General features: G+C 65.3%; 1 protein-coding gene. It reads left to right on the forward strand.

Going from position 1 to position 26,849, the window contains the following annotated elements; translation table 11 throughout:
• Positions 1–59 precede the first annotated feature (59 nt).
• Positions 60–26,831, forward strand: a complete 26,772-nt coding sequence (locus CH302_RS07965; protein ID WP_094649907.1) for a non-ribosomal peptide synthetase — start codon at positions 60–62, stop codon at positions 26,829–26,831.
• Positions 26,832–26,849 lie beyond the last annotated feature (18 nt).

Consider the following 26,849-nt stretch of genomic DNA (forward strand, 5'->3'; position numbering starts at 1 on the left):
GGTCGATCCACCCGACGTCGGCCTTCGCCGCCGTGACCGTGCCGCCGAAGGGCAAGTGAATGCGCGCAGCAATTACCGGTGGGTCTCAGACGCCCCCGACCGGCCCCGGCTTCGAAAACGGATTCCCGCTGTCGTCCGCTCAGCGTGGCATGTGGTTCGCTCAGCAGCTGGCCCCTGACGTCCCGGTCTGTATCGCACAGTATGTAGACCTCCGCGGCAACCTCGACATCGCCGTTCTCCAGGATGCGACGGCTCTCGCGGCGCACGAATTCCAATCTGCGTACCTGAGACTGGCCGAGGTGGACGGCGAGCCCGTCCAGATGGTCGATCACTCCATCGACCAGTCGGTGCACTACCTGGATCTGCGCGGCGAAGACGATCCCATGACCTCGGCGCTGCAGTGGATCGACGAGAACTACGTCCAGCCCGTCGACATGGAACACGATCCCCTCGTCGAGAGCTGGATCATTCAGGTCGGGGACGATCGCAACCTCTGGTACAGCAAGATCCACCACGTCGCGCTCGACGGCTACGGTGCCATGACGCTCGTCAACCGAACCGCTGCGCTGTACACCGCGGCCGTCGAACACGTCGAGCCTGCCCCGAACAAGGCGGCCGAGCTACGCCGACTCTACGAGCTCGATCAGGAATACCGGACGTCGTCCCGCTTCGAGTCCGACAAGGAGTACTGGACGGCTCGCGCCGCGGACATCCACGACGGAGCGTCTCTGTCCAACACTGCCGGTCGCACGATCGCCGCCAGCAAGCTGCGCAGCGTCGCTCTACCCGAGGATGTCGTCACCGAGCTCGAGGCATCCGACGCGACCAAGGGCGGAACCGCTGCTGCGGTGTTCATCGCCGCCTTCGGCTGCTACCTCTCGCGGATGACCGGGCGAGAAGACGTCTCGGTCAACATCCCGGTGTCCGCGCGCACCACCGCACTGCTTCGTCGGTCCGGTGGAATGCTCGTCAACGTCGCACCCATTCCGATCCACGTCCCCCAGGACGCTACCGTCGGCGAGCTGGTTCAGCAGGTACAGCTCGAACTGATGGGAGCCCTGCGACATCAGCGCTTCAGCATCGAGGACATTCGGCGCGAGTTGGCGGCCTCGGGAAGCGACAAACAGCTGTCCGGCCCGATGGTCAACATGATGCTGTTCCATCAGCAGATCAACCTCGGGTCCATCGTCGGCGAGTTCAACATCGTCACCTCGGGCCCGGTCGAGGATCTTCTGGTCAACGTGTACCAGAGCGGTTCTCCGGCCAGGACGTTCGTCGATTTCAGGGCCAACCCCAACCGGTACGACGACGACGACCTCACTGCACACCATTCGAGCTTCGTCGACATGGTGGAATCCTTCATCGCGGCCGGGCCCGATGTCGCAGTCCTCGACGTACATCCGGCCAGCGCACGCGAAGGCCAACGCCGGCGACGCGCCGCAGCCGATCTCGCATACTGGACCGACCGGCTCTCCGACGCCCCGGATCTTCTCGATCTTCCGATCGACCGCTCGCGGCCCTCGAGCATCGGCCATGTTCGCGCATCACACGAGGTGACGATCGGATCCGAATCGTGGTCCGCGGTGGCTCGACTGGCGGCCGACCGTTCCACCACTCCGTTCGTGGTCTTCGAATCCGCTCTCGCCGTACTGCTTTCGCGGCTGGCTAACACCGACGACGTGTCGATCGCCGTGCCTGCGGGTGACGGCAACACCGTGGTGCTGCGGACGCGACCCGACGTTCGGCACTCGTTCGCCGAGTTCGTCGATGCGTCCGAAACCGACTTCGATGCGGCGATGGCGCACGGCGATACGTCCTTCGACGCCGTCGCCGCGGCCCTCGGGCTGCCCCGATCGGAAGCACACAGCCCCCTTGCTCAGGTTGCGCTCCGGTTCGGTCCTTCCGCACTGCCGCGTGACGGCGTCGGTATGGATCTGGTCGTTACCGTCGACGAATCCGACACTCACGCTGTCGTTTTCGACTACGCCACAGAACTGTTCGATGACGCGAGCGTGGCTCAACTCGCCCGCCGCCTCGTACGGATTCTCGACGCTCTGACCACCGAACCGAACCTGCGAATCGGTGACGCGGACATGCTGTCCGCTGCCGAACGCGCTCGCCTGGCTCCGGTTCGTGGTCCGCGGTCTGTGGTGGGTGTGGTGTTGCCGGAGTTGTTGGCTGGCGCGGTGGGTGTTGCTGGTGTCGGTGGTGTTGCGGTGGTGTCGGGGTCGCGGTCTGTTTCGTATGGTGAGTTGGATGCGGCGTCGTCGCGGTTGGCGCGGATGTTGATGTCGTGTGGGGTGGGTCCGGGGTCGTTCGTGGCGTTGGCGTTGTCGCGGTCGGTGGAGTCTGTGGTGGCGGTGTGGGCGGTGGCGAAGGCCGGTGGTGCGTTCTTGCCGGTGGATCCGAATTATCCGGTGGATCGGATCGAGCACATGTTGGTCGATTCGGGTGCTGTGGTGGGTGTGACGTTGGGTGCCGATGTGGGTGCGCTGTCGGGTGTGGGTGGGGTGTCGTGGGTGGTGCTCGATGATGCGGATGTGGTGGCGGATCTGGCGTTTCGGTCGTCTGCTCCGGTGTTGGATGCGGAGCGTTCGGGTGTGTTGCGGCTCGATGATGCGGCGTATCTGATTTATACGTCGGGTTCGACGGGTGTGCCCAAGGGTGTGGTGGTCACTCATCGTGGTGTGGGGAACTTGGCTGCCGAGGAGCGGGTGCGGTTCGGTGTGGGGCCGTCGTCTCGGGTGTTGGCGTTTGCGTCGCCGAGTTTCGATGCGTCGATTCTCGAGTTCGTGTTGGCGTTCTCGGGTGGGGCGACGATGGTGATTGCGCCGCCGTTGGTGTTCGGTGGGGTGGAGTTGGCGTCGTTGTTGGCGCAGGAGCGGGTCTCGCATGCGTTCGTCACGCCTGCGGCGTTGGCGTCGGTGGATCCGGTGGGGTTGGAGTCGGTCGAGGTCGTGGTGACCGGTGGTGATGTGTGTGCGCCGGAGTTGGTGGCGCGGTGGGCGCCGGGTCGGCGGATGTTCAATGCGTACGGTCCGACGGAGGCGACGATTTTCTCGTCGATTTCGTCGGCGTTGGTGGTGGGGGAGTCGGTCGATATCGGTTCTCCGACGATCGGTTTCGCGGAGGTGGTGTTGGATTCGCGGTTGAATCCGGTGCCGGTGGGTGTGGTGGGTGAGTTGTATCTGGCGGGTCCGGCGTTGGCTCGTGGGTATCACGCGCGGTTGGGTTTGACGGCGGATCGGTTCGTGGCCAATCCGTTCGGTGGTGCGGGTTCGCGGATGTATCGCACCGGTGATGTGGTGCGGTGGAATGCCTCGGGTGCGTTGGAGTATGTGGGGCGTAGCGATTTTCAGGTGAAGGTGCGTGGTTTCCGGATCGAGTTGGGTGAGATCGATTCGGTGTTGGCTGCGGTGTCGGGTGTCGATTTCGTGGTGACCATCGGGCGTGAGAGTGCTGCCGGCAGTACGGTGTTGGTCTCGTATGTGTTGCCGGTGGCGGGTACGGTCGTCGAGGTCGATGCGTTGCGTGAGCATGCCGGTTCGATGCTGCCTGCGCACATGGTGCCGTCGGCGTTCGTGATGTTGGAGTCGATTCCTCTCACTCCGGCAGGCAAACTCGACCGCACCGCACTCCCCGAACCCGAACTCGGTTCACAGGGTGCATTCGAGGCCCCGGAAACGGAATACGAAGCCGTGGTGGCGACCGTGTTCTGCGACGTTCTCGAGGTCGATCGGGTCGGCGTGACCGACAGCTTCTTCGATCTCGGCGGAAACTCACTCGTGGCAACGCGTTTGATCGCGCGGGTCAATTCGGCTCTCGGAACCGACCTGAAGGTGCTGGATCTGTTCGAGGCGTCGACGGTTCGAGCTCTGTCGGAACGTGCCGAAGCCAAGGGCGCGTCGCTGCATCGGCGTCCGGCGCTCGTCCCTGTCGACCGGCCCGATTCGATTCCGCTGTCTCTCGCACAGCAGCGGATGTGGTTCATCAACCAGTTCGATGTGTCCTCGCCCGCGTACAACATCCCGCTCACCGTGCGCCTGACGGGTCGCCTGGACGTCGATGCGATGGCTGCAGCCGTCGGCGACGTCCTGTCTCGACACGAGTCGCTGCGCACGGTGTTCCCGACGGTGGGTGACCTACCGAATCAGGTGATCGCGCCGATCGAGGCCGTCACCGGATCGAAGCTCCCCCTCGACGTGGTCGACGTCGATCCCGCATCGGTCGACGCGCTCGTCCACACTGCTGCGACAACAGGTTTCGACGTCACGGTCGATCTTCCCTTCCGCGCGGTGCTGTACCGGACCGGCCAGGAGAGCTTCGTACTCTCCATCGTCGTCCACCACATTGCGGCAGACGGTGCGTCGATGGCACCGCTGGCTCGAGACGTGATGGTCGCCTACGGTGCCCGATCCGCGGGTTCGGCTCCGGTGTGGGAGCCACTCGCCGTCCAGTACGCGGACTTCGCGCTGTGGCAGCACGCCGTTCTGGGCGACGAGAGCGACTCCACCTCGGTGGCGTCGCGGCAGATCGAATTCTGGCAGTCGGCTCTGGCAGATCTGCCGGATGTGCTGCCGATGCCTCTCGATCGCCCGCGCCCCACCCGGCAGTCGATGCGCGGCAGTGTCACCCCGTTCACGATTCCCGGCGACGTTGCCGCTCGGTTGAGTTCGGTTGCCGCCGAACAGGACTCGACGCTGTTCATGGTCGTCCACTCCGCACTCGCGCTGCTGCTCGCGCGCCTGAGCGGCACTCAGGACATCGCTATCGGTACTCCGATCGCCGGTCGCGGCGACGCGGCCCTCGACGACCTCGTGGGCATGTTCGTCGGGACTCTCGTACTGCGAACACAGGTCGAGCCTCGAGCGACATTCGCCGAACTGCTCGCCGACACCCGTAGCTCCGACCTCGCCGCCTTCGACAACAACGACATCCCGTTCGAGCGTCTGGTCGATGTACTCGATCCGGTGAGGTCGACCGACCATTCACCGCTGTTCCAGGTTCTCCTCGAGTTCCAGAACAATGCAGCGGTCACGTTGGAGCTACCCGATCTCACCGTTCGGTTCGAGGAGATCGGCACCGACACAGCAAAATTCGATCTACAGCTGCGCGTGGACCAGGAGCCGGTGGACGGGTCCGGTGCACTGTCGGCTTCGTTCACCTACGCCACAGATCTGTTCGACCCCGAGACCATCGACCGGTTCGTGGATCGGTTCCTGCGGATCGTGTCGACCATCGGCACCTCGACGGACGTACGCACAGGCGACATCGACATCCTGTCCGCCGCGGAGCAGGAGCTCGTCCTGTTCGAGTGGAACGACACCGCACGTCTGATCGAACCTCCGGTCCACCAGCAGGTTCCGGCCGGGGACGTCGACATGACGCTCAGCAGCCTCTTCGATCGACAGGTGCAGCGCAGTCCGTACTCGACCGCACTCGTGTTCGAGGACGAGCACATCACCTATCTCGAATTGGACGAACGAGCGAATCAGCTCGCGCGACACCTCATCTCGCTCGGCGTCACACCCGAATCCCATGTCGGCCTCGCGATCCGACGGTCGATCGACCTGCTCGTCGGCATGTACGCGATCGTCAAGGCCGGTGGTGCGTACGTGCCGATCGACCCGGACCATCCGGTCGAGCGCTCGTCCTACGTCCTCTCCAGCGCTCAGCCGGTGTGCATCCTGACCACCAGCCGCGACTGGATCAACATCCCGGTCGCAACTCCGGTCCTCGCCGTCGACCTGCTCGACGTGTCCGATCGCGACCACTCCGCGGTCACCGATTCGGACCGTTCGGGAAGACTGCACGGCTCGAACACCGCATACGTCATCTACACCTCCGGTTCGACCGGTCGGCCCAAGGGTGTCGCCGTCACGCACGCAGCCATCGTCAACCGGTTGCTGTGGATGCAGCACGAGTATCACCTCGAGCCTGCGGACACCGTTCTGCAGAAGACACCGGCCACGTTCGACGTCTCGGTGTGGGAGTTCTTCTGGCCCTTGCAGGTCGGTGCCAAGCTCGTCGTGGCCGAACCCGACGGACACCGCGATCCCGTGTACCTGTCCCGCATCATCGCAGACGAGCACATCACCACGGCGCACTTCGTACCGTCGATGCTCGCGGTGTTCGCGGCAGGGGCGCGGGCCGCGGAATGTGTCTCGCTTCGACTGGTGTTCTGCAGCGGCGAGGCGCTTCCGCCTGCCACCGCCGCGCAGTTCGCACAGTTCTCCCTCGCGGAACTGCACAACCTCTACGGTCCGACCGAAGCGGCAGTCGACGTCAGCTACTACCACGTCACCGGGCGCGACGCCGTCTCGATCCCCATCGGCGCACCGGTGTGGAACACCCGCTTGTACGTGCTCGACGCCTCGTTGCGACCGGCTCCGATCGGTGCTCCCGGCGAGCTGTATCTCGCCGGCGTGCAACTCGCTCGTGGGTACGTCGGTCGCGGCGATCTCACAGCGGATCGCTTCGTCGCGGATCCGTTCGGCGAGCCGGGCGAGAGGCTCTATCGCACAGGCGATCTGGTGCGCTGGCGTGCCGACGGCGAACTCGAGTACATCGGCCGAACGGACTTCCAGGTCAAGCTGCGCGGACTCCGCATCGAACTCCCCGAGATCGAGTCGGTTCTCCTTCGATCCGAGTCGGTCGCCCAGGCGATCGCGTTGGTGCACAAGGACCCGAACACCGGTGAGACCCTCGTGGCCTACGTGGTCGGTGCGCACGGCTTCGCCGTCGACCCCACCTCTCTGACCGCCGAGGCCGCGCGCCGCCTCCCGGGGTACATGGTGCCCTCACACGTGGTGGTACTCGACTCGCTCCCGGTCAACGCCAGCGGCAAACTCGACCGCAAGGCATTGCCTGCGCCCGAATTCACCGTCGCCGCGTCGGAGTTCTTCGGCCCCGAGAACCCGGTCGAAGAGATCGTCGCCGGTATCTTCGGCGATCTGCTCGGTATCGCTCAGGTCAGCGTCACGTCGAGCTTCTTCGAGATCGGTGGCAACTCGTTGATCGCGATGCGGTTGGTCGCGCGAATCAACGCCGCACTCGGAACCGATATCAGCATCAGGGATCTGTTCGACGCGCCCACCGTGCGCGCGTTGTCGGCAGGCATCGACATCGGCGAGCACGACGCTGCAGCCGCGCCGGGGCTGGTCCCGCAGGAGCGACCGGATGTGGTGCCGCTGTCGCTGGCACAGCAGCGGATGTGGTTCATCAATCAGTACGACACCGAGTCGGCTGCCTACAACGTCGCGTTCGCCATGCGCTTGAACGGTGTGCTCGATGTCGACGCGATGCACTCGGCCATCGGTGACGTGTTGAGCCGGCACGAGTCGCTACGCACGATGTTCCCGCTGACCGACGACGTTCCCGTGCAGTCGATCCTCGACGTGGCAACGGCACAGCCGGATCTGACTCCGATTCTCGCGGACGACGAGCGTCACGTCTCGGAGCTGATCGCCGACGTCGCCGGCTCGGGCTTCGACGTGGTGGCGGATGTTCCGCTGCGAGTCCGCCTGGTTCGGGTGCGCGAGAACGAGCACGTGCTCGTGATGGTGGTGCACCACATCTCCTCCGACGGTTTCTCGAGCGCCCCGCTCGCCCGCGACCTGATGGTGTCCTACAGTGCCCGCGCCGCAGGGCACGCACCGAGCCAGGAACCGTTGCCGGTGCAGTATGCCGATTACGCGCTGTGGCAGCGCCGGTTCCTCGGCGCGGAGTCCGATCCCGAGTCGTTGATGGCCAAGCAGCTCACCTACTGGGTCGACACACTGTCGGGCAGCCCCGAGGTCCTGACGTTGCCGACCGATCGCCCGCGTCCCGCAGTGGCATCCCTGCGCGGCGAGAGCGTCACGTTCGAGATCGACGCGTCGGTTCACGCTCGCCTTGCTGCTGTTGCCGCCGAGCACAATTCGAGCTCGTTCATGATCGTGCACGCAGCTCTGGCCGTCCTTCTGGCGCGACTGTCCGGTACCGAGGACATCTCTGTCGGAACGCCGATCTCGGGCCGAGGAGACGCGGCACTCGACGAACTCGTCGGCATGTTCGTCAACACGCTCGTACTGCGTACCCAGGTGCCCGGTTCGACACGGTTCGAGGAACTGCTCTCGGACGTTCGCTCCGTCGACCTGGCCGCGTTCACTCATTCGGATGTCCCGTTCGAGCGAGTGGTCGATGCGGTCGATCCCGCGAGATCGACTGCCCATGCACCGTTGTTCCAGGTGATGCTCGAGTTCCAGCAGACCGACCGACCGACGGTGACGTTGCCCGGACTGTCGATCGAGAGCATCGAGCTACCCAACGACATTTCCAACTTCGACCTGCAGTTGACGATCTCGGAACAATTCGACAGGTCCGGAGCACCGGCCGGCATCGAAGCCGGATTCCGTTACGCCACAGAACTGTTCGACGCAGATACCGTCCGCGTTCTCTCCGATCGCCTCGTCCGAATCCTCGACGCGGTGACGGCCACGCCGTCCATCCGAGTCGGTGACATCGAAATTCTGTCTGCCAACGAGTACGACTCGCTGGCTCCGGTTCGTGGTCCGCGGTCTGTGGTGGGTGTGGTGTTGCCGGAGTTGTTGGCTGGTGCGGTGGGTGTTGCTGGTGTCGGTGGTGTTGCGGTGGTGTCGGGGTCGCGGTCTGTTTCGTATGGTGAGTTGGATGCGGCGTCGTCGCGGTTGGCGCGGATGTTGATGTCGTGTGGGGTGGGTCCGGGGTCGTTCGTGGCGTTGGCGTTGTCGCGGTCGGTGGAGTCTGTGGTGGCGGTGTGGGCGGTGGCGAAGGCCGGTGGTGCGTTCTTGCCGGTGGATCCGAATTATCCGGTGGATCGGATCGAGCACATGTTGGTCGATTCGGGTGCTGTGGTGGGTGTGACGTTGGGTGCCGATGTGGGTGCGCTGTCGGGTGTGGGTGGGGTGTCGTGGGTGGTGCTCGATGATGCGGATGTGGTGGCGGATCTGGCGTTTCGGTCGTCTGCTCCGGTGTTGGATGCGGAGCGTTCGGGTGTGTTGCGGCTCGATGATGCGGCGTATCTGATTTATACGTCGGGTTCGACGGGTGTGCCCAAGGGTGTGGTGGTCACTCATCGTGGTGTGGGGAACTTGGCTGCCGAGGAGCGGGTGCGGTTCGGTGTGGGGCCGTCGTCTCGGGTGTTGGCGTTTGCGTCGCCGAGTTTCGATGCGTCGATTCTCGAGTTCGTGTTGGCGTTCTCGGGTGGGGCGACGATGGTGATTGCGCCGCCGTTGGTGTTCGGTGGGGTGGAGTTGGCGTCGTTGTTGGCGCAGGAGCGGGTCTCGCATGCGTTCGTCACGCCTGCGGCGTTGGCGTCGGTGGATCCGGTGGGGTTGGAGTCGGTCGAGGTCGTGGTGACCGGTGGTGATGTGTGTGCGCCGGAGTTGGTGGCGCGGTGGGCGCCGGGTCGGCGGATGTTCAATGCGTACGGTCCGACGGAGGCGACGATTTTCTCGTCGATTTCGTCGGCGTTGGTGGTGGGGGAGTCGGTCGATATCGGTTCTCCGACGATCGGTTTCGCGGAGGTGGTGTTGGATTCGCGGTTGAATCCGGTGCCGGTGGGTGTGGTGGGTGAGTTGTATCTGGCGGGTCCGGCGTTGGCTCGTGGGTATCACGCGCGGTTGGGTTTGACGGCGGATCGGTTCGTGGCCAATCCGTTCGGTGGTGCGGGTTCGCGGATGTATCGCACCGGTGATGTGGTGCGGTGGAATGCCTCGGGTGCGTTGGAGTATGTGGGGCGTAGCGATTTTCAGGTGAAGGTGCGTGGTTTCCGGATCGAGTTGGGTGAGATCGATTCGGTGTTGGCTGCGGTGTCGGGTGTCGATTTCGTGGTGACCATCGGGCGTGAGAGTGCTGCCGGCAGTACGGTGTTGGTCTCGTATGTGTTGCCGGTGGCGGGTACGGTCGTCGAGGTCGATGCGTTGCGTGAGCATGCCGGTTCGATGCTGCCTGCGCACATGGTGCCGTCGGCGTTCGTGATGTTGGAGTCGATTCCTCTCACTCCGGCAGGCAAACTCGACCGCACCGCACTCCCCGAACCGGATTGGTCCGCTCAGGTCACGGCCGGTCGCGATGCGGACAATGCGGTCGAGAAGACGTTGGCCGGATTGTTCGCCGAGGTTCTTCGCCTGGACCGCGTCGGCGTCGACGATTCGTTCTTCGCCCTCGGCGGCGACAGCATCATGTCGATTCAGCTGGTCTCGCGCGCCAAGGCGGCCGGACTGTCCCTGTCGCCACGAGATGTGTTCGAGCACAAGACCGTTGCGGCTCTGGCCGAGGTGGTCGCGTCCGCGGACGGCACCGCACCTCTCGTGCTGGAGGAGTTGCCCGGTGGCGGTGTCGGCGACGTACCGCTGACTCCGATCGTGGCATGGATGCTCGATCGGACGGCAGTCCTCGACAAGCACACGCAGACGGCGGTTCTCACTCTTCCGGTCGACATCGAGCTGGAGGTGCTCGAGGCCACCGTCCAGACGGTCCTCGATCATCACGACATGCTCCGCGGCGTATTGCACCGCGGCGAGCACCCCACGATGGAGGTCCTGCCCGTCGGATCGGTCTCGGCGAACTCGGTGGTGCACCGCGTGACGTCGACAACCGTTCGCGGAGAGGGATTCTCGCAGCAGGCCACGGTCGAGGCAGAAGCAGCAGTCGGCCGGCTGGCTCCCGATTCCGGTGTGATGATCCAGATGGTGTGGTTCGACGCCGGCTCCGAGGGGAGCCGTCTGCTCGTCGTCGCCCACCACCTGGTCATCGACGGCGTGTCCTGGCGAATCCTGGTTCCGGACCTGGCGTCGGCATGGGCCCAGATCATCGGCGGAAACACGCCCGAGCTGGCTCCGGTCGGCACCTCCATGCGTCGTTGGTCGCACGGTTTGCGTGAGGTCACCGCCACCCGCGGCGACGAGCTGGCGATCTGGCGCGATGTTCTGGCACAACCGGATCCGCTCATCGGATCGCGAGCACTCGATCGCGAGATCGACGTGTACGGCACAGTGGACAAGGTCGAGTTGTCGCTGTCCACCGACGTCACCGAGGGTCTGCTGACGGCACTGCCCGACGCGTTCCACGGCAGCGTCAACGACGGCCTGCTCGCCGCTCTCGCGCTCGCCACGGCGGTGTGGCGACGTGGTCGGGGAGTGGCCGTGGACGACGCGTTGATCTCGCTGGAGGGTCACGGCCGCGAGGACCACGTGGTACCCGGTGCCGATCTCGGCCGGACCATCGGTTGGTTCACCACGATCTACCCGCTTCGGTTGACCCTTGCCGGTCTGGACCTGGACGATGCCCTCGCCGGCGGTGTCGACGCAGCGCGTCTGATCAAGTCGGTCAAGGAACAGTTGCTGGCAGTTCCCGACCACGGCATCGGGTACGGCATGCTTCGCTACCTGGACGAGGACGGTGCCGCTGCTCTGCGCGACTTCCCCGCTCCCCAGATCAGTTTCAACTACCTCGGGCGCTACAGCACCGATGTTCCGGACGAGCTTCGCGGACACGGCTGGCTGCCGGTCGACGACTCCGGTGTCGGCGATTCGCAAGACCACGATCTACCGGTCGCAGCAGTGCTCGACATCAATGCCGTCACCACCGCGACGCCGACCGGCCCGCGGTTGGAGGCGACGTTCGCTTTCCCCACCGGTGTGCTCGACGCCGACGAGGTCGGCGAACTGGCCGAGTTGTGGCGTCAGGCTCTGACCGCGCTGACACAGCTCGCCCAGCGACCGGGGGCAGGTGGCTTCACGCCGTCCGATCTCGATCTGGTGCGGCTCGATCAGAGTTCCATCGACGACCTCGAACGGGTCTATCCCACGCTGGACGACATCTGGTCCATGACGCCCCTGCAGGCCGGATTGCTGTTCCACGCCGAGCTGTCGGATCAGTCCGTGGACGCCTACATCGTCCAACTCGTGTTGGAGTTGCGCGGTAGCGTCGACGAGGCGCGATTCCGGCGTGCTGCTCGGGCGCTCCTGCGTAGACACGCGAACCTGCGAACAGCTTTCGTTCACAACAACGACGGCGAGTCCATCCAGATCGTTCACCACGACGTGGACGCTCCGTGGTCGTCGATCGACCTGACCGAACTGGACGTCGAAGATCGAGCCGTCGAGCTCGATCGCATCGAACACGACGACCGTGCCACCCGATTCAACATGGCGCAAGCACCGCTGTTGCGTTTCATGCTCATCACCGTGGCACCGGGCGAGTGGCGTCTGGTGATGACCAACCACCACATCTTGCTCGACGGTTGGTCCACGCCGCTGCTGCTCAAGGACCTGCTGACGCTCTACGTCGTCGACGGCGACGACACCGTGCTCCCGCGGGTTCCCGCCTACCGCGACTACCTGTCGTGGCTGGCCAAGCGCGACCGCTCGTCGGCACTGGAAGCGTGGACGAACGCGCTCGCAGGGTTGTCCGAGCCGACGCTCCTGACGCCGGTGGAGAGCCGACGCCAGGAGTCGACGTTGGCCGGGCGTTCGTTGGTCTCGCTCGACGTGGAGCAGACGAACCGCCTGCGCAGCGTCGCTCGTGCCCGTGGCGTCACGATGAACTCCATGGTCCAGGCGTCGTGGGCCCTGGTCCTCGGCACTCTGACCGGACGCTCCGACGTCGTGTTCGGTGCCACGGTGTCCGGACGCCCGCCTGAGGTCTCCGACATCGAGTCGATGGTCGGTCTGTTCATCAACACTCTGCCGGTGCGGATCGTGCTCGATCCTTCGGAGACACTCGGTGAGTACCTCGAGCGGGTGCAGGCCGAACAGGCCGCTCTGCTCGATCACCACTACCTCGGCCTCACCGACATTCAGCGAGCGGTGGGACCTTCCGTCGCCTTCGACACCCTGACGGTGTTCGAGTCGTACCCGATGGACCGCGCGGGATTGTCGGCGGAGACCGACCTCGCCGGAATGCAGGTGCACGACGTGCACGACGGCAGCGACACAGCGCAGTATCCGCTGACGCTGGTCGCCATGGTCGACGATCGGCTGCACATCGAGGCCAAGTACCTACCGGAGTTGTTCGAGCACAGCGTCGTCGCGGCGACGGTCGACAGAATCGTGCGGGTTCTGGAAGCCATTGCCACCGACACCGGTCGACGTGTCGGATCGCTGTCGTTGCTGTCCGAGGAAGAACTGCGCCGGGTGGCACCGGTTCGGGGACCGGCATCGTCCGATGCTCGGATGCTTCCCGATATCTTCACCGACGCCGCTGCTTCGAACCAGCACGGCACCGCTCTGTGGAGCGCCGGCCGCACCGTCGACTATGCCGAACTCGACGCGCAATCATCAGCTCTCGCAAGAACATTGATCGCTCGCGGTGCCGGCCCGGAAACTGTCGTTGCGCTGGCTCTGCCACGGTCCGTCGAATCCGTACTAGCCATCTGGGCAGTCGCCAAGACCGGGGCGGCATTCCTGCCGATCGATCCGAGCTACCCGCGCGATCGCGTCGAACACATGCTCGTCGACTCGAACGCGTCGATCGGTCTGACCCTGTCCGAGCACGTGGCCGCGGTCTCGGATCTCGGCTCTGCTCAGTGGACCGTGCTCGACCACGAGGACACGCGTGCCGAGCTCGCCGGTCACCCGACCGCGCCGGTTCGCGACGGCGACCGTGTTCGCCCGATGCACATCGATCAGGTCGCGTACCTGATCTACACCTCGGGTTCGACGGGTGTTCCCAAGGGCGTCACCGTCACCCATCGTGGGTTGGCGAATCTGGCCGAGGAGGAGCGGACTCGTTTCGAGGTGACCCCGGACGCTCGGGTTCTCGCGTTCGCGTCCCCGAGCTTCGATGCCTCGATACTCGAACTGCTCATGGTGTTCTCCGGTGCCGCGACCATGGTCATCGCGCCGACGTCGGTCTACGGTGGCACCGAGTTGGCCGAACTGCTCGCAGCACAGCGCGTCACGCATGCGTTCGTCACGCCCGCCGCGCTGGCATCGGTGGATCCGGCCGGGCTGACCGAGTTGGCCGTGGTCGCAACCGGTGGCGACGTGTGTCCGCCCGAGCTCGTGGCCCGCTGGGCACCGGGCCGTCGTATGTTCAACGCTTACGGTCCCACCGAGGCGACGATCTTCTCGTCCATCAGTGATCGACTGCACGTCGATTCCGCCATCGACATCGGTTCGCCGACAATCGGTTTCAGTGAGGTCGTTCTCGACGCACGATTGCATCCCGTCCCGGTCGGAGTTGCGGGCGAGCTCTATCTCGCCGGGCCGGCACTGGCACGTGGCTACCATTACCGCTTCGGGCTGACCGCAGACCGTTTCGTCGCGAATCCCTTCGACGAGAACGGTGCCAGGATGTACCGCACCGGCGACGTGGTGCGGTGGACCGAGTCGGGAACGCTCGAGTACGTCGGTCGCAGCGACTTCCAGGTCAAGGTGCGCGGTTTCCGCATCGAACTGGGCGAGATCGACGCCGTCCTGACCGACGATCCGACCGTCGAGTTCGCGACCACGGTGGGTGTCGACGGCCCGACGGGCAACACCATTCTGGTCGCCTACGTTCTTCCGAGATCCGGCGAGCAGGTCGACGCGGCAGCTCTGCGCACGAACGTGTCGAGTTCACTACCGACTCATATGATCCCGACGGCCTTCGTCGCACTGGAGTCGATTCCGTTGACACCGGCCGGCAAGCTGGATCGCAACGCACTGCCTGCACCCGATCTTCATCTCGGGGGCGACTCGCGTGCACCGCGCAACGACACCGAGCAGATCATTGCCGACATCTTCGGCGAGGTATTGGGGATCGACGGCGTCGGAATCGATTCGAGCTTCTTCGATCTGGGTGGCGACTCGCTCAGTGCCACCAGGCTCACCGCCCGCGTCAACTCTGCCCTCGACACCACGATCACCGTCCGCGCATTGTTCGAGGCGCCCACCGTCGAGTCACTTGCGGTGCGGGTGCACAGCAACCCGGTCGGCACCCTGCGCCGTCCCGCACTCGTGGCGAAGCCGCGACCGGATTCGATTCCGTTGTCGCTCGCGCAGCAACGAATGTGGTTCATCAATCAGTTCGACGTGGCCTCGGCGGCGTACAACATCCCGCTCGCGGTGAGACTGACGGGTCGACTCGACATCGCTGCGATGAGCGCGGCCGTCGGGGACGTCCTGGAACGTCACGAGTCGCTGCGCACGGTGTTCCCCACCCACGGGGAGCGCCCCGAGCAGAAGATCCTCGACGTTCGGACGGCGAGGACCGAACTCACCGTCGTCGATCTGGACGCCACCGAGGTCGTTGCGGCCATCTCGGCCGCTGCAGCAACAGGATTCGACGTGTCGACCGACCTACCGTTCCGCGCGGTCCTGTACCGGGTGGCACCGGACGAGTTCGTGCTCTCGATCGTCGTGCACCATATCGCCGCCGACGGCGCGTCCATGGCACCCTTGGCACGAGACGTCATGGTCGCCTACGGTTCTCGCGCAGCGGCCGGCGCTCCGATGTGGGCACCGCTCGACGTCCAGTACGCGGACTTCGCGATCTGGCAACGCACCGTCCTCGGCGACGAGTCCGACCCCTCGTCCATTGCCGCGCAACAGTTGGACTTCTGGAAGACAGCCCTGGCGGATCTTCCCGACGTGCTGCCGTTGCCGCTCGATCACCCAAGGCCCGCTCGGCAGTCCATGCGCGGCAACAGTGTTCGGTTCGAAATCGACCGCACCACTCATGCCGAACTGGTCGACCTCGCACGGGCCAACGAGGCGACCGTCTTCATGGCCGTCCACGCGGCATGGTCGATCCTGATGGCACGCATCAGCGGCACCGAGGACATCGCGGTCGGTACTCCGATCGCCGGACGAGGTGACGCCGCACTCGACGATCTGGTCGGGATGTTCGTCGGCACCCTGGTTCTGCGCACGGAGGTGGCACCGCAGCTCTCGTTCACCGATCTGCTTCGAGCCACTCGTACGGCCGATCTGGCGGCGTTCGAGAACACCGATGTTCCGTTCGAGCGGTTGGTCGACGTTCTCGACCCGACCCGTTCGACCGACCGTTCGCCGTTGTTCCAGGTGCTACTCGAATTCCAGAACAACACGTCCGCGACGCTCGAACTGCCGGAGCTCACGGTCGAGGCAGTCGACATCGACGCGCACGTTGCGAAGTTCGATCTGCAACTGACCGTCGCCGAGGAGTTCGACGAGTCCGGTGCACCGGCCGGAATGACCGCCGCGATCACCTACGCGGTCGACCTGTTCGAGGAATCGTCCGTCGACGAGTTCTCGGCGCGGTTCGGCGCGGTGCTCACCGCCGTGACGGCCGATCCGGAGCGCGCCGTCGGCGACATCGATCTCCTGCTCCCGGGCGAGCTCGACGCCATGACGGGCGAGTGGAATCACGCGGGCCTCGTGGCATCCGATGCAACGTTGTTCGATCGATTCGCCACTGCTGCAGCGCGATTCCCCGATTCGCGCGCAGTCGTCTTCGGAGATCGCACGCTGACCTACGCCGAGTTGGACGACCGGTCGAGTCGACTCGCACGACTCCTCGTCCAGCGCGGTGTGACCTCGGAATCGCTCGTGGCGGTCGCGATGCCGCGCAACGAGGAGCTCATCGTCGCGCTGCTCGCGGTGATCAAGTCCGGTGGCGGCTACCTTCCGATCGACGTGTCCTACCCAGCGGATCGGCTGGCGTTCATGCTCGAGGATGCCTCGCCGGTCTGTGTGATCTCCACGGTCGCCGACAGTGCGGCAGTACCTGCCTCGGATCTCGATGTCCTCGAGATCGATTCGCCCGAACTGATCGCCGAACTGGACGGCATGTCGGGTGCGCCGCTGACCGATGCGGACCGCTCGGGTGGCACCAGTGCCGACTCGATCGCGTACGTCATCTACACCTCGGGCAGTACCGGTCGACCCAAGGGTGTGCAGATCGCGCACCGCAACGTGGCGACGCTGTTCGCCAACACCGCTGATCTCTTCGATTTCGACGATCGCGACGTCTGGACGATGTTCCACTCGTATGCGTTCGACTTCTCGGTGTGGGAGCTGTGGGGACCGCTGCTGCACGGTGGAACGCTCGTCGTCGTCGACTACTACACGGCACGCTCCCCGGAGCTGTTCCGCGAGTTGCTGGCACGCGAGAAGGTCACGGTGCTCAACCAGACACCGACGGCGTTCTACCAGTTCGCGGAAGCGGATCGAGTGGCCACCGAAAGCCTCGCCGGCACCGCGGACTCCGACCTGTCGTTGCGCTACGTGATCTTCGGCGGCGAGGCCCTCGATCTCGGTCAGTTGGCTCGCTGGTACGCCCGACACGACGAGTCCGCGCCGACTCTGGTCAACATGTACGGCATCACCGAGACGACGGTCCACGTGAGCCACCTGGCCCTGACCGAGCAGTTCGCGGCGTCGGCCTCGGCCAGCGTCATCGGTCAGGCGATCCCCGCACTGCGCGTCGCCGTGCTCGACACGCGTCTGAATCCGGTTCCGCCGGGTGTGACCGGTGAAATGTACGTCTCCGGGGCACAGCTCTCTCGCGGCTACCTGGGCCGGGCCGGCCTGTCGGCCACCCGTTTCGTCGCCGATCCGGCCGGAGAAGCCGGTGCCCGCATGTACCGCACCGGCGACACTGCGCGGTGGAATCGCGACGGGGCACTCGAGTACCTGGGCCGCAGTGACATGCAGGTACAGCTGCACGGCTTCCGCATCGAACTCGGCGAGATCGAGAGTGCGCTGCTCGCATTCGACGGTGTCGCCGCTTCCGTGGTCTCGGTTCGAGACGATGGATTCGGTGATCGACTGATCGGATACGTCGTCGCCGAAGCGGGTCGAACACTCGATCACTCCGCCGTTCTCGAATTCGTCGGACACTCACTGACGTCGTACATGGTTCCGGCTGCGTTGATCGTGCTGGACGAGCTGCCGCTGACCGCCAACGGAAAGCTCGATCGCCGAGCACTGCCGGCTCCGGACTTCTCCGCCAACGTGACCGAAAGCCGTTTGCCGGCAACCGAAGTCGAGTCGATCCTCGCCGGGTTGTTCGCCGATGTCCTCGGCCTCGACACCGTCGGCGTCGACGACTCGTTCTTCGCTCTCGGCGGCGACAGCATCATGTCCATCCAGCTGGTCTCACGCGCCAAGGCGGCCGGTCTGGTCCTGGCTCCGCGCGACATCTTCGAGCGCAAGACCGTCGCGGCGTTGGCCGAGGTCGTTGTTCTCGGGGGCGACGTCGTCGTACTGGAAGAACTCGACGGTGGGGGAGTCGGCTCGCTGCCTCTGACACCCGTCGTTCGCTGGATGTTGGACCGCAGCACCGACTTCGGTCGCTACACCCAGACTGCCCTGCTTCAGCTTCCGGTCGGTATCGAGAGCGAGACTCTCGAGCGCACCGTCCAGGCCGTGCTCGATCGTCACGACATGCTCCGGTCGCGGCTGTTCGAGGATGCGGACGGCATCTGGCACGAGGAAGTATCTCCGATCGGGACCGTGTCCGCCGCGTCGGTCATCCATGCCGTCTCGGTCGATTCCGTGGACGGTGCCGAGTTCTCCTCCCGCGCCGCAACCGAACTCGACGCCGCAGCGAATCGGCTGGTCCCCGCCGACGGGGTCATGGTCCAGATGGTGTGGTTCCAGGGCCCGAACGGGTCAGGCCGACTGCTCGTCGTCGCGCACCACCTCGTCATCGACGGCGTGTCCTGGCGCATCCTCGTTCCGGATCTGGCCACGGCATGGAGCCAGATCGTCGCGGGGGCCGAGCCTGTGCTGGCACCGATCGGCACATCGATGCGACGGTGGTCCACCGGATTGACCGAGGTCACCGCGAGCCGCGCCGACGAGCTCGGGTTGTGGCAGCGGATTCTCAGCGGCGACGATCCGACGATAGGTTCGCGACCACTGGACAAGAGCGTCGATGTCGACGCCACCGTGCAGCGCATTCGCACATCGCTATCGGTCGAGGTCACCGAGCGCCTGCTGACCACGGTGCCGAATGTCTTCCGGGGCAGCGTCAACGACGGCCTCCTGGCCGGGTTGGCTCTCGCGCTCACGGCATGGCGTCGTGAACGGGGAGCCGCTGTCCGCAGTGCGCTGATCACGCTCGAAGGCCATGGCCGTGAAGACGCCGTGGTTCCCGGAGCCGATCTCGGCAGAACCGTCGGCTGGTTCACCACGATCTTCCCGGTGCGACTCGACCTCGGTTCGGTGGACATCGCCGACGCGTTGTCGGGTGGAGACTCTGCCGGCGCACTGATCAAGGCCGTCAAGGAACAGCTGTTGGAGATTCCCGATCACGGAATCGGTTACGGCATGTTGCGGTACCTCGATTCCGCTGGGACCGAGGCGCTGTCCGACTTCGCCGCTCCACAGGTCAGCTTCAACTACCTCGGGCGATTCTCGACCGGATCGTCCGAGGGTATGGAAGACGTGGGCTGGATTCCGGTCGCCGACGCCGAACTGGGCGATGCGCAAAACCCGGACATGCCCGTACCTGCCGCGCTGGACATCAACGCCGTGACCACCTCGACACCCGACGGTCCGCAGCTCGACGCCACCTTCGCGTTCCCGGCCGGGATCCTGGGTGCGGACGAGGTCGATCGGTTGATCGAACTGTGGACGCAAGCACTGACCGCGATCACCGAGCACGCCTCGACCGAGGGTGCGGGCGGCTTCACCCCGTCCGACCTCGAGCTGGTGGACATCGATCAGCGCTCCATCGAGGTGCTCGAGAAGCGGTTCCCCGACCTCGACGACGTGTGGTCGATGTCGCCACTGCAGGCCGGTCTGCTCTTCCATGCGCGCCTCGCAGGCGAGGTCGGCAGCGACAGCGCAGGCGTCGATGCCTACATGGTGCAGCTCGGTCTCGAGCTGCGTGGCGTCGTCGATGCCGAGCGGATGCAGGCCGCTGTGAACAAGCTCGTCTCTCGTCATCCGAACTTGCGAGCAGCCTTCGTACACAACAGCACCGGCGAATCGCTGCAGGTCGTGCAGAGTTCGGTCACAGTGCCGTGGTCCCAGGTCGATCTGCGCGGTGAGGCCGACGTCGAGGCTGCGCTCGAGGCCGTCCTCGCAGCCGATCGCGGTGTGCGGTTCGAGATGGACTCTGCGCCGCTCCTTCGATTCACGCTGATCACCCTCGCCGACGATCACTGGCGACTGCTGCTGACCAATCACCACATCCTGCTCGACGGATGGTCGACACCGCTGGTCGTCAAGGAACTGATCACCCTCTACGTCACCGAGTCCGACGACTCGATGCTCCCGCGTGTGCCCGCCTACCGGGACTACCTCGCGTGGATGCGGCAACGCGACGTCGCGATCTCCACTGCGCAGTGGGTCAGTGCGATGGCCGGTGTCGAGGAGCCGACGCTACTGGTCACCGGTGATCGAGGTCGCCAGTTGTCCACCGTCTCGAGCGAGACCGAGCGGTCGTTGTCGATAGAGACCACAGCGGCTCTGCGCGATTTCGCGGCGCGACGCGGGTCCACTCTGAACACCCTCGTTCAGACCGCGTGGGGCATCGTGCTCGCCACTCTGACCGGACGCGAGGACGTCGTCTTCGGCGCCACGGTATCGGGTCGGCCGCCTGAGGTCTCCGGTATCGAGGGCATGATCGGGCTCTTCATCAACACGCTGCCCGTTCGAGTCACTCTCGATCGAAGCGAAACGCTGGGAGCCCTGGTCGATCGCGTCCAGGCCGAGCAGGCGTCACTGCTCGACCACCATTACCTCGGTCTGACCGACATCCAGCGCGCGGCCGGCGCCGGCGTCGCATTCGACACCTTGACGGTGTTCGAGTCGTACCCGGTCGATCGCGCCGGCGCTTCTGCGGCAACAGATTTCGCAGGCATGCAGGTGACGGACATCCTCGGCACCGACGCCGCGCACTACCCGCTGACTCTGGTGTCGTCGGTCGACGAGCGCCTCAACCTCAAGGCCAAGTACCTGCCCGAGCTGTTCGAGCTCGAGGACGTGCACGCGATCGTCGATCGAGTCGAGCGGGTACTCGACGCGGTCCTTGCCGACGAACAGCAGCCACTGGCTCGACTCCGGCTGCTGGCCGATGCCGAGTTCGCCTCTCTGGCTCCGGTGTTCGGACTCGAGGGCCGGTCGGCGCGGTTGTTGCCGGAGATCTTCTCCGACGCAGCTGCCGTCGACCCTGACGCCATCGCAGTCCGCAGCGTCGACGGCGAGTTGACGTACCGAGAGCTGGACCGACAGTCGAACCGGCTCGCGCGCATTCTGCTCGGCCACGGTGTGCGCCCCGAGACGTTCGTAGCGCTCGGGATCGCTCGCTCCATCGAGTCGGTGCTGACGGTCTGGGCCGTCGCGAAGTCCGGAGCCGCCTTCGTACCGGTCGATCCGAACTACCCCGCCGATCGCATCGAACACATGCTGGCCGACTCCGGCGCAACGTTCGGTGTCACCACCCGCGCTCATCTCGACGGTCTGCCGTCGACCGTCCCGTGGATCGTTCTCGACGACCTCGGCACGGACGGTCCGAACGCGGTGAGCGACGAGCCCATCGCGGAGGACGAACGCCATGGTCGCGTCACCCTCTCGAGTGCCGCGTACACGATCTACACGTCGGGTTCGACCGGAGTTCCCAAGGGGGTCGTGGTCACCCACACCGGCCTCGACAACTTCGCGACCGAGCAGCGCGAGCGCTACCGGGTCACGAAGGACTCACGCACACTGCATGTTTCGTCGCCCAGTTTCGACGCGTCCGTGCTCGAGTACCTGCTCGCGTTCGGCGTCGGAGCCACGATGGTGATCGTTCCGCCCACGGTGTACGGCGGCGCCGAGCTGGCATCGTTGCTGGCCGAGGAATCGGTCACTCACGGCTTCATCACCCCGTCCGCCCTCGCCTCGGTCGATCCGGCCGGTCTCGACACGTTCGCCGATGTCGTCGTCGGCGGCGAGGCCGTCCCGGCCGAGTTGGTCACCAAGTGGGCTCCCGGTCGCAACCTGTTCAACGGCTACGGACCGACCGAGGCCACCATCATGTCCAACATCAGCGCACCGATGGTCGCCGGCGAGCCGGTCTCGATCGGCGGGCCGGTGCGGGGTGTGTACGAGGTGGTCCTCGATTCGCGGCTGCAGCCGGTTCCCATCGGGGTTGCAGGTGAGCTGTATCTCGCGGGCGTCGGACTGGCCCGCGGTTACCACGATCGGATGGGGCTGACGGCCGAGCGATTCGTCGCCGACCCGTTCGGCGCTCCCGGTGCCCGGATGTACCGCACCGGAGATGTGGTGCGCTGGTCGGCCGATCTGACCATCGAGTACGTCGGTCGAAGCGACTCGCAGGTCAAGGTCCGCGGCTTCCGCATCGAACTCGGGGAGATCGACGCCGCACTCTCCGCGCATCCGGCGGTGGGTTTTGCAGCCACCTTCGGAACTCCAGGGCCGAACGGTGCCACTGTCCTCGTGGCGTACGTACGTCTGACGGGAGTCAGCCCAGCAGAGACGGTCGATACTTTCGACACGGCGGTTCTGCGCGATCATCTCGCCGCCGCACTGCCGTCGCACATGGTGCCCAGCGCCATCGTCGTGCTCGAGTCGATTCCGCTCACTCCGGTGGGCAAGCTCGATCGCGCCGCACTGCCCGTACCCGAGTTCGGCTCGGCCACCTCGTACCGAGAGCCGAGCACGCCTGCCGAGCTGACGGTCGCTGCGGTCTTCGCCGAGATTCTCGAGGTGGATCGAGTCGGTGCAGACGATGGCTTCTTCGAGCTCGGTGGCGACTCGCTCAGTGCAACGCGGGTGATCGCTCGCGTCAACGCCGAGTTCGGCACCTCGATCGGTGTGCGCACGATCTTCGAGACCCCGACGGTGTCGGGATTGGCAAGCGCGGTCGGCACGTCCGACACTCGCCCGCAGCGCCCGGCTCTCGTTGCGGCGGCGCGTCCGGAGCACATTCCGCTCTCGCTCGCCCAGCAGCGTATGTGGTTCATCAACCAGTTCGACACCTCGTCGGCCGCGTACAACGTGCCGCTGGTCGTCAAACTGACCGGGCGGCTCGACACCGCTGCGCTGGCCGACGCGGTGGTCGACGTTCTGGGACGCCACGAGTCTCTGCGCACGACCTTCCCCGACGGCCCGGAGTTCCCGGTGCAGCTCGTGCACCCGGCCGCCGATGTCGCGCCTGTGGTCGAATCCGAACGGATCGATGCCGCTGTTCTGACCGATCGCGTCGCTCTGTTGGCAGGTCGAGGATTCGACGTGACCACCGAAATTCCGGTACACGTCGAGCTGTTCGAGGTGCTCGATACCCACGTCGACGCATCCCAGGATCCCGTCTTCGTGCTCGCCATGGTGGTGCATCACATCGCAGCCGACGGTGCCTCGATGGCACCACTCGCTCGCGACGTCGTGCTCGCGTACTCGGCGCGTAGCGCAGGTACGGCACCGAATTGGCAGCCGCTGCCCGTCCAGTACGCCGACTACACGATCTGGCAACGGTCGCTGCTCGGAGACGAGCAGGACGCGTCGAGCGTGGCAGCGGCTCAGCTCGAGCACTGGTCCACTGCGCTCGCGGGTCTTCCCGATCTGTTGCCGTTGCCGACGGACCGGCCGAGGCCGACCACTCAGGACTTCCGCGGTGGCCGAGTTCGCTTCGCCGTCGATGCCGACATCCATCGGGCCCTCGTCGACATCACTCGCGAACAGAACGTCAGCATGTTCATGGTTCTGCACGCCGCGTTCGCCGTCGTTCTGGCTCGTTTGAGCGGCACCGACGACATCGCGATCACCACCCCGGTGGCCGGGCGCGGTGACGCTGCACTCGACGACCTCGTGGGCATGTTCGTCAACACGCTCGTGCTGCGCAGTCGGGTCGACGAGTCCGCTTCGTTCGACGACCTGCTGAACCAGGTCAAGGCACACGATCTCGACGCATTCGATCACACCGAAATGCCCTTCGAGAGAATCGTCGAGGTTCTCAATCCCGCTCGTTCGACGGCATACGCTCCGCTCTCGCAGGTTGCGCTGTCGTTCCAGAACAACGAGAAGGCCTCGGTCGAGCTTCCGGACCTACGCGTGGAGGGCTTCGACTTCGACGTTCCCGTGGCCAAGCAGGATCTGCAGTTGCTGCTGTCCGAGACCTTCGACGAGGACGGGCGTCCGTCCGGCTTCGAGGCCGCGTTCGACTACGCCACATCGCTGTTCGACGCGGCCAGCGTCGAGGCCATCGCGGCGCGACTGATTCGAGTTCTCGATGCCGTCGGACGCGACCGACACACGGTGGTCGGAGACATCGAAATTCTGGGCGCCGACGAGCTGCGCGAGTTGGTGCCGGCGCGAGGAAACGCGGACGCGGCAGTCCGGACGTGGCCGGAGTTGCTCGCGGCGGCCGTCGCGCTCGACCCGTACGCAGTCGCCGTCACCTACCGAGGCATCAGCCTGTCGTACGCCGATCTCGACAGCTGGTCCAACCGAATCGCTCGAATGCTGATCGACTACGGCGTCGGTCCCGAGACGTTCGTCGCGTTGGCGCTGCCTCGATCGATCGAGTCGGTGCTGTCGGTGTGGGCTGTGGCCAAGACCGGTGCCGCCTTCCTGCCCGTCGATCCGAACTACCCGGCGGACCGAATCGCGCACATGCTCGAAGATTCCCGTGCCGCAATGGGTCTGACCGACATCGACAGCAGAGAATCGCTGCCCGACACCGTTCCGTGGCTGGTGCTGGACGATCCGGAAATTTCCGCGGAGTTGTCTCGCTATCCGGCAGACGCGGTGACCGACGTCGAGCGCACGGCGACCCTGCACATCGACCACCCCGCCTACCTGATCTACACCTCGGGTTCGACCGGTCGCCCCAAGGGCGTTGCAGTGCGGCACCGTGGCTTGGCCAACCTCCAGGCCGAGGTGCTCGCGCGATTCCGCCCCACTCGGGATTCGCGTGTGTCGCACATCGCGTCGCCGAGTTTCGACGCATCCATCTACGAGCTGACGATGGCGTTCGGCGTCGGTGCCACCGTCGTGATCGTGCCGCCGGGAGTCTTCGGCGGCGGCGACTTGGCCGACCTGCTCGAATCCGAACACGTCACCCATGCGTTCCTGACTCCCGCGGCGCTGTCGTCGATCGACGAGTCACGTCTGGGCAGCGTTCGGGTCCTTGCCGTCGGAGGTGAGGCATGCACTCCGGAGTTGGTGGCGAAATGGGCACCGGGCCGCAAGATGTTCAACGGCTACGGTCCGACCGAGACCACCATCCAAGCAAGTGTCGGTGGACCGCTGGTGCCCGGTGGCACAGTGGACGTCGGCAGGCCTGGAACCGGTTTCCGGTTCCAGGTGCTCGACGCACGACTGCGGCCGGTTCCGGCCGGAGTGTCGGGCGAGCTCTACATCGCCGGCCCCGGTACCGCCCGCGGATACCTCGGTCGTTTCGGGCTGACATCCGAGCGCTTCGTCGCCGATCCGTTCGGCACTCCGGGCGATCGGATGTATCGAACCGGTGACGTCGTGCGCTGGGGAAGTGCAGGGGCCGTCGAGTTCGTCGGCCGCAGTGACTTCCAGGTCAAGGTGCGCGGTTTCCGTATCGAACTCGGTGAGATCGACTCCGCCCTCACCGAGCACGACCAGGTCGGGTTCGCCGCCACGATCGGGCACACGGCGGCGTCCGGTGACACAGTTCTCGTGTCCTACGTCCTCGCAGCCGACGGCGAATCGGTCGACACCGAAGCACTTCGCGATCGCGTCGCCAAAATGCTTCCACGGCATATGGTTCCGTCGGCGATCATCGAGCTCGACGACATTCCGCTCACTCCTGTGGGCAAGCTCGATCGGCGGGCACTGCCGGTTCCGGAACTGACGACGTCGACAACGCCGTACCGGGCACCGACGACCGATGTGGAAGCTGCTATCGCCGATGCGTTCGCTCAGGTTCTCGGGGTCGATCGGGTCGGCATGGACGACAACTTCTTCGAACTGGGCGGAACGTCGCTGGTGGCCACGAAGATCGTGCCCGCCATCGAGAACGCCATCGGAGTCCGGGTCCCACTGCAAGCGCTGTTCGTCGATCCGACGCCGGCAGGGCTGGCCGCACGCGTCGCCGCAGATGCCGACGCCGGGGGCGCGGATCTCGACTCGGTGTTCGGAGTCGTGATTCCGCTGCGCGGTAGCGGGTCCAAGGCCCCGTTGTTCTGCGTCCACCCGGGAATCGGGTTGTCGTGGGGATACGCCGGTCTCGTCTCACAGCTGAGCGACGACCGTCCCGTGTACGGCCTGCAGCTGCCGAGCATCGTGGAAGGGTCGACCTTCGGATCCATTCGCGATCTCGCACACCGCTACGCCGACGAGATTCGTGCCGTCCAGCCGGTGGGGCCCTACCACCTTCTCGGGTGGTCGCTCGGCGGCTCGCTCGCTCATGCGATAGCCGTGGAACTGCGCAGCACCGGCAGCGATGTTCGGACGCTCGCTCTGCTGGACAGCTACGTCGACGGCCACGACGGCGAACCGGACGGGGGAGCGTTGAGCGTCGAGAATCTGCTTGCGGGATTGGGGCTCGACCTGACGGCACAACCGTCGTCCGAGCCGTTGACCTACGAACGGGGCGTCGAACTACTCGACGAGTCGTTGGGGCAGACGACCGGTATTTCTGCCGACCATCTCCGACGTATCAATGCGGGATTCGAGAACTCGACTCGAATAATGGCCGAATTCGTCCCGGACGTCTTCGACGGAGATGTTTTGTTCTTCTCCGCAACTAAGGGTGCGAGCGATGGAATTGTTCGATCCCCGCAAGAATGGCGGCCGTATGTGACAGGAGATATCGTCATCCACGATGTCGACGTTTTCCACAACGAGATGACCAATGCGGACGCTGCCACGGTGATCGGGCCGGTCGTCGATTCGCATCTCGGTAATACACCCGAATAACGATTGGTGTGTTCTTCA

It is taken from the genome of Rhodococcus sp. 15-2388-1-1a (assembly GCF_002259145.1).
Taxonomy (GTDB): Bacteria; Actinomycetota; Actinomycetes; order Mycobacteriales; family Mycobacteriaceae; genus Rhodococcoides.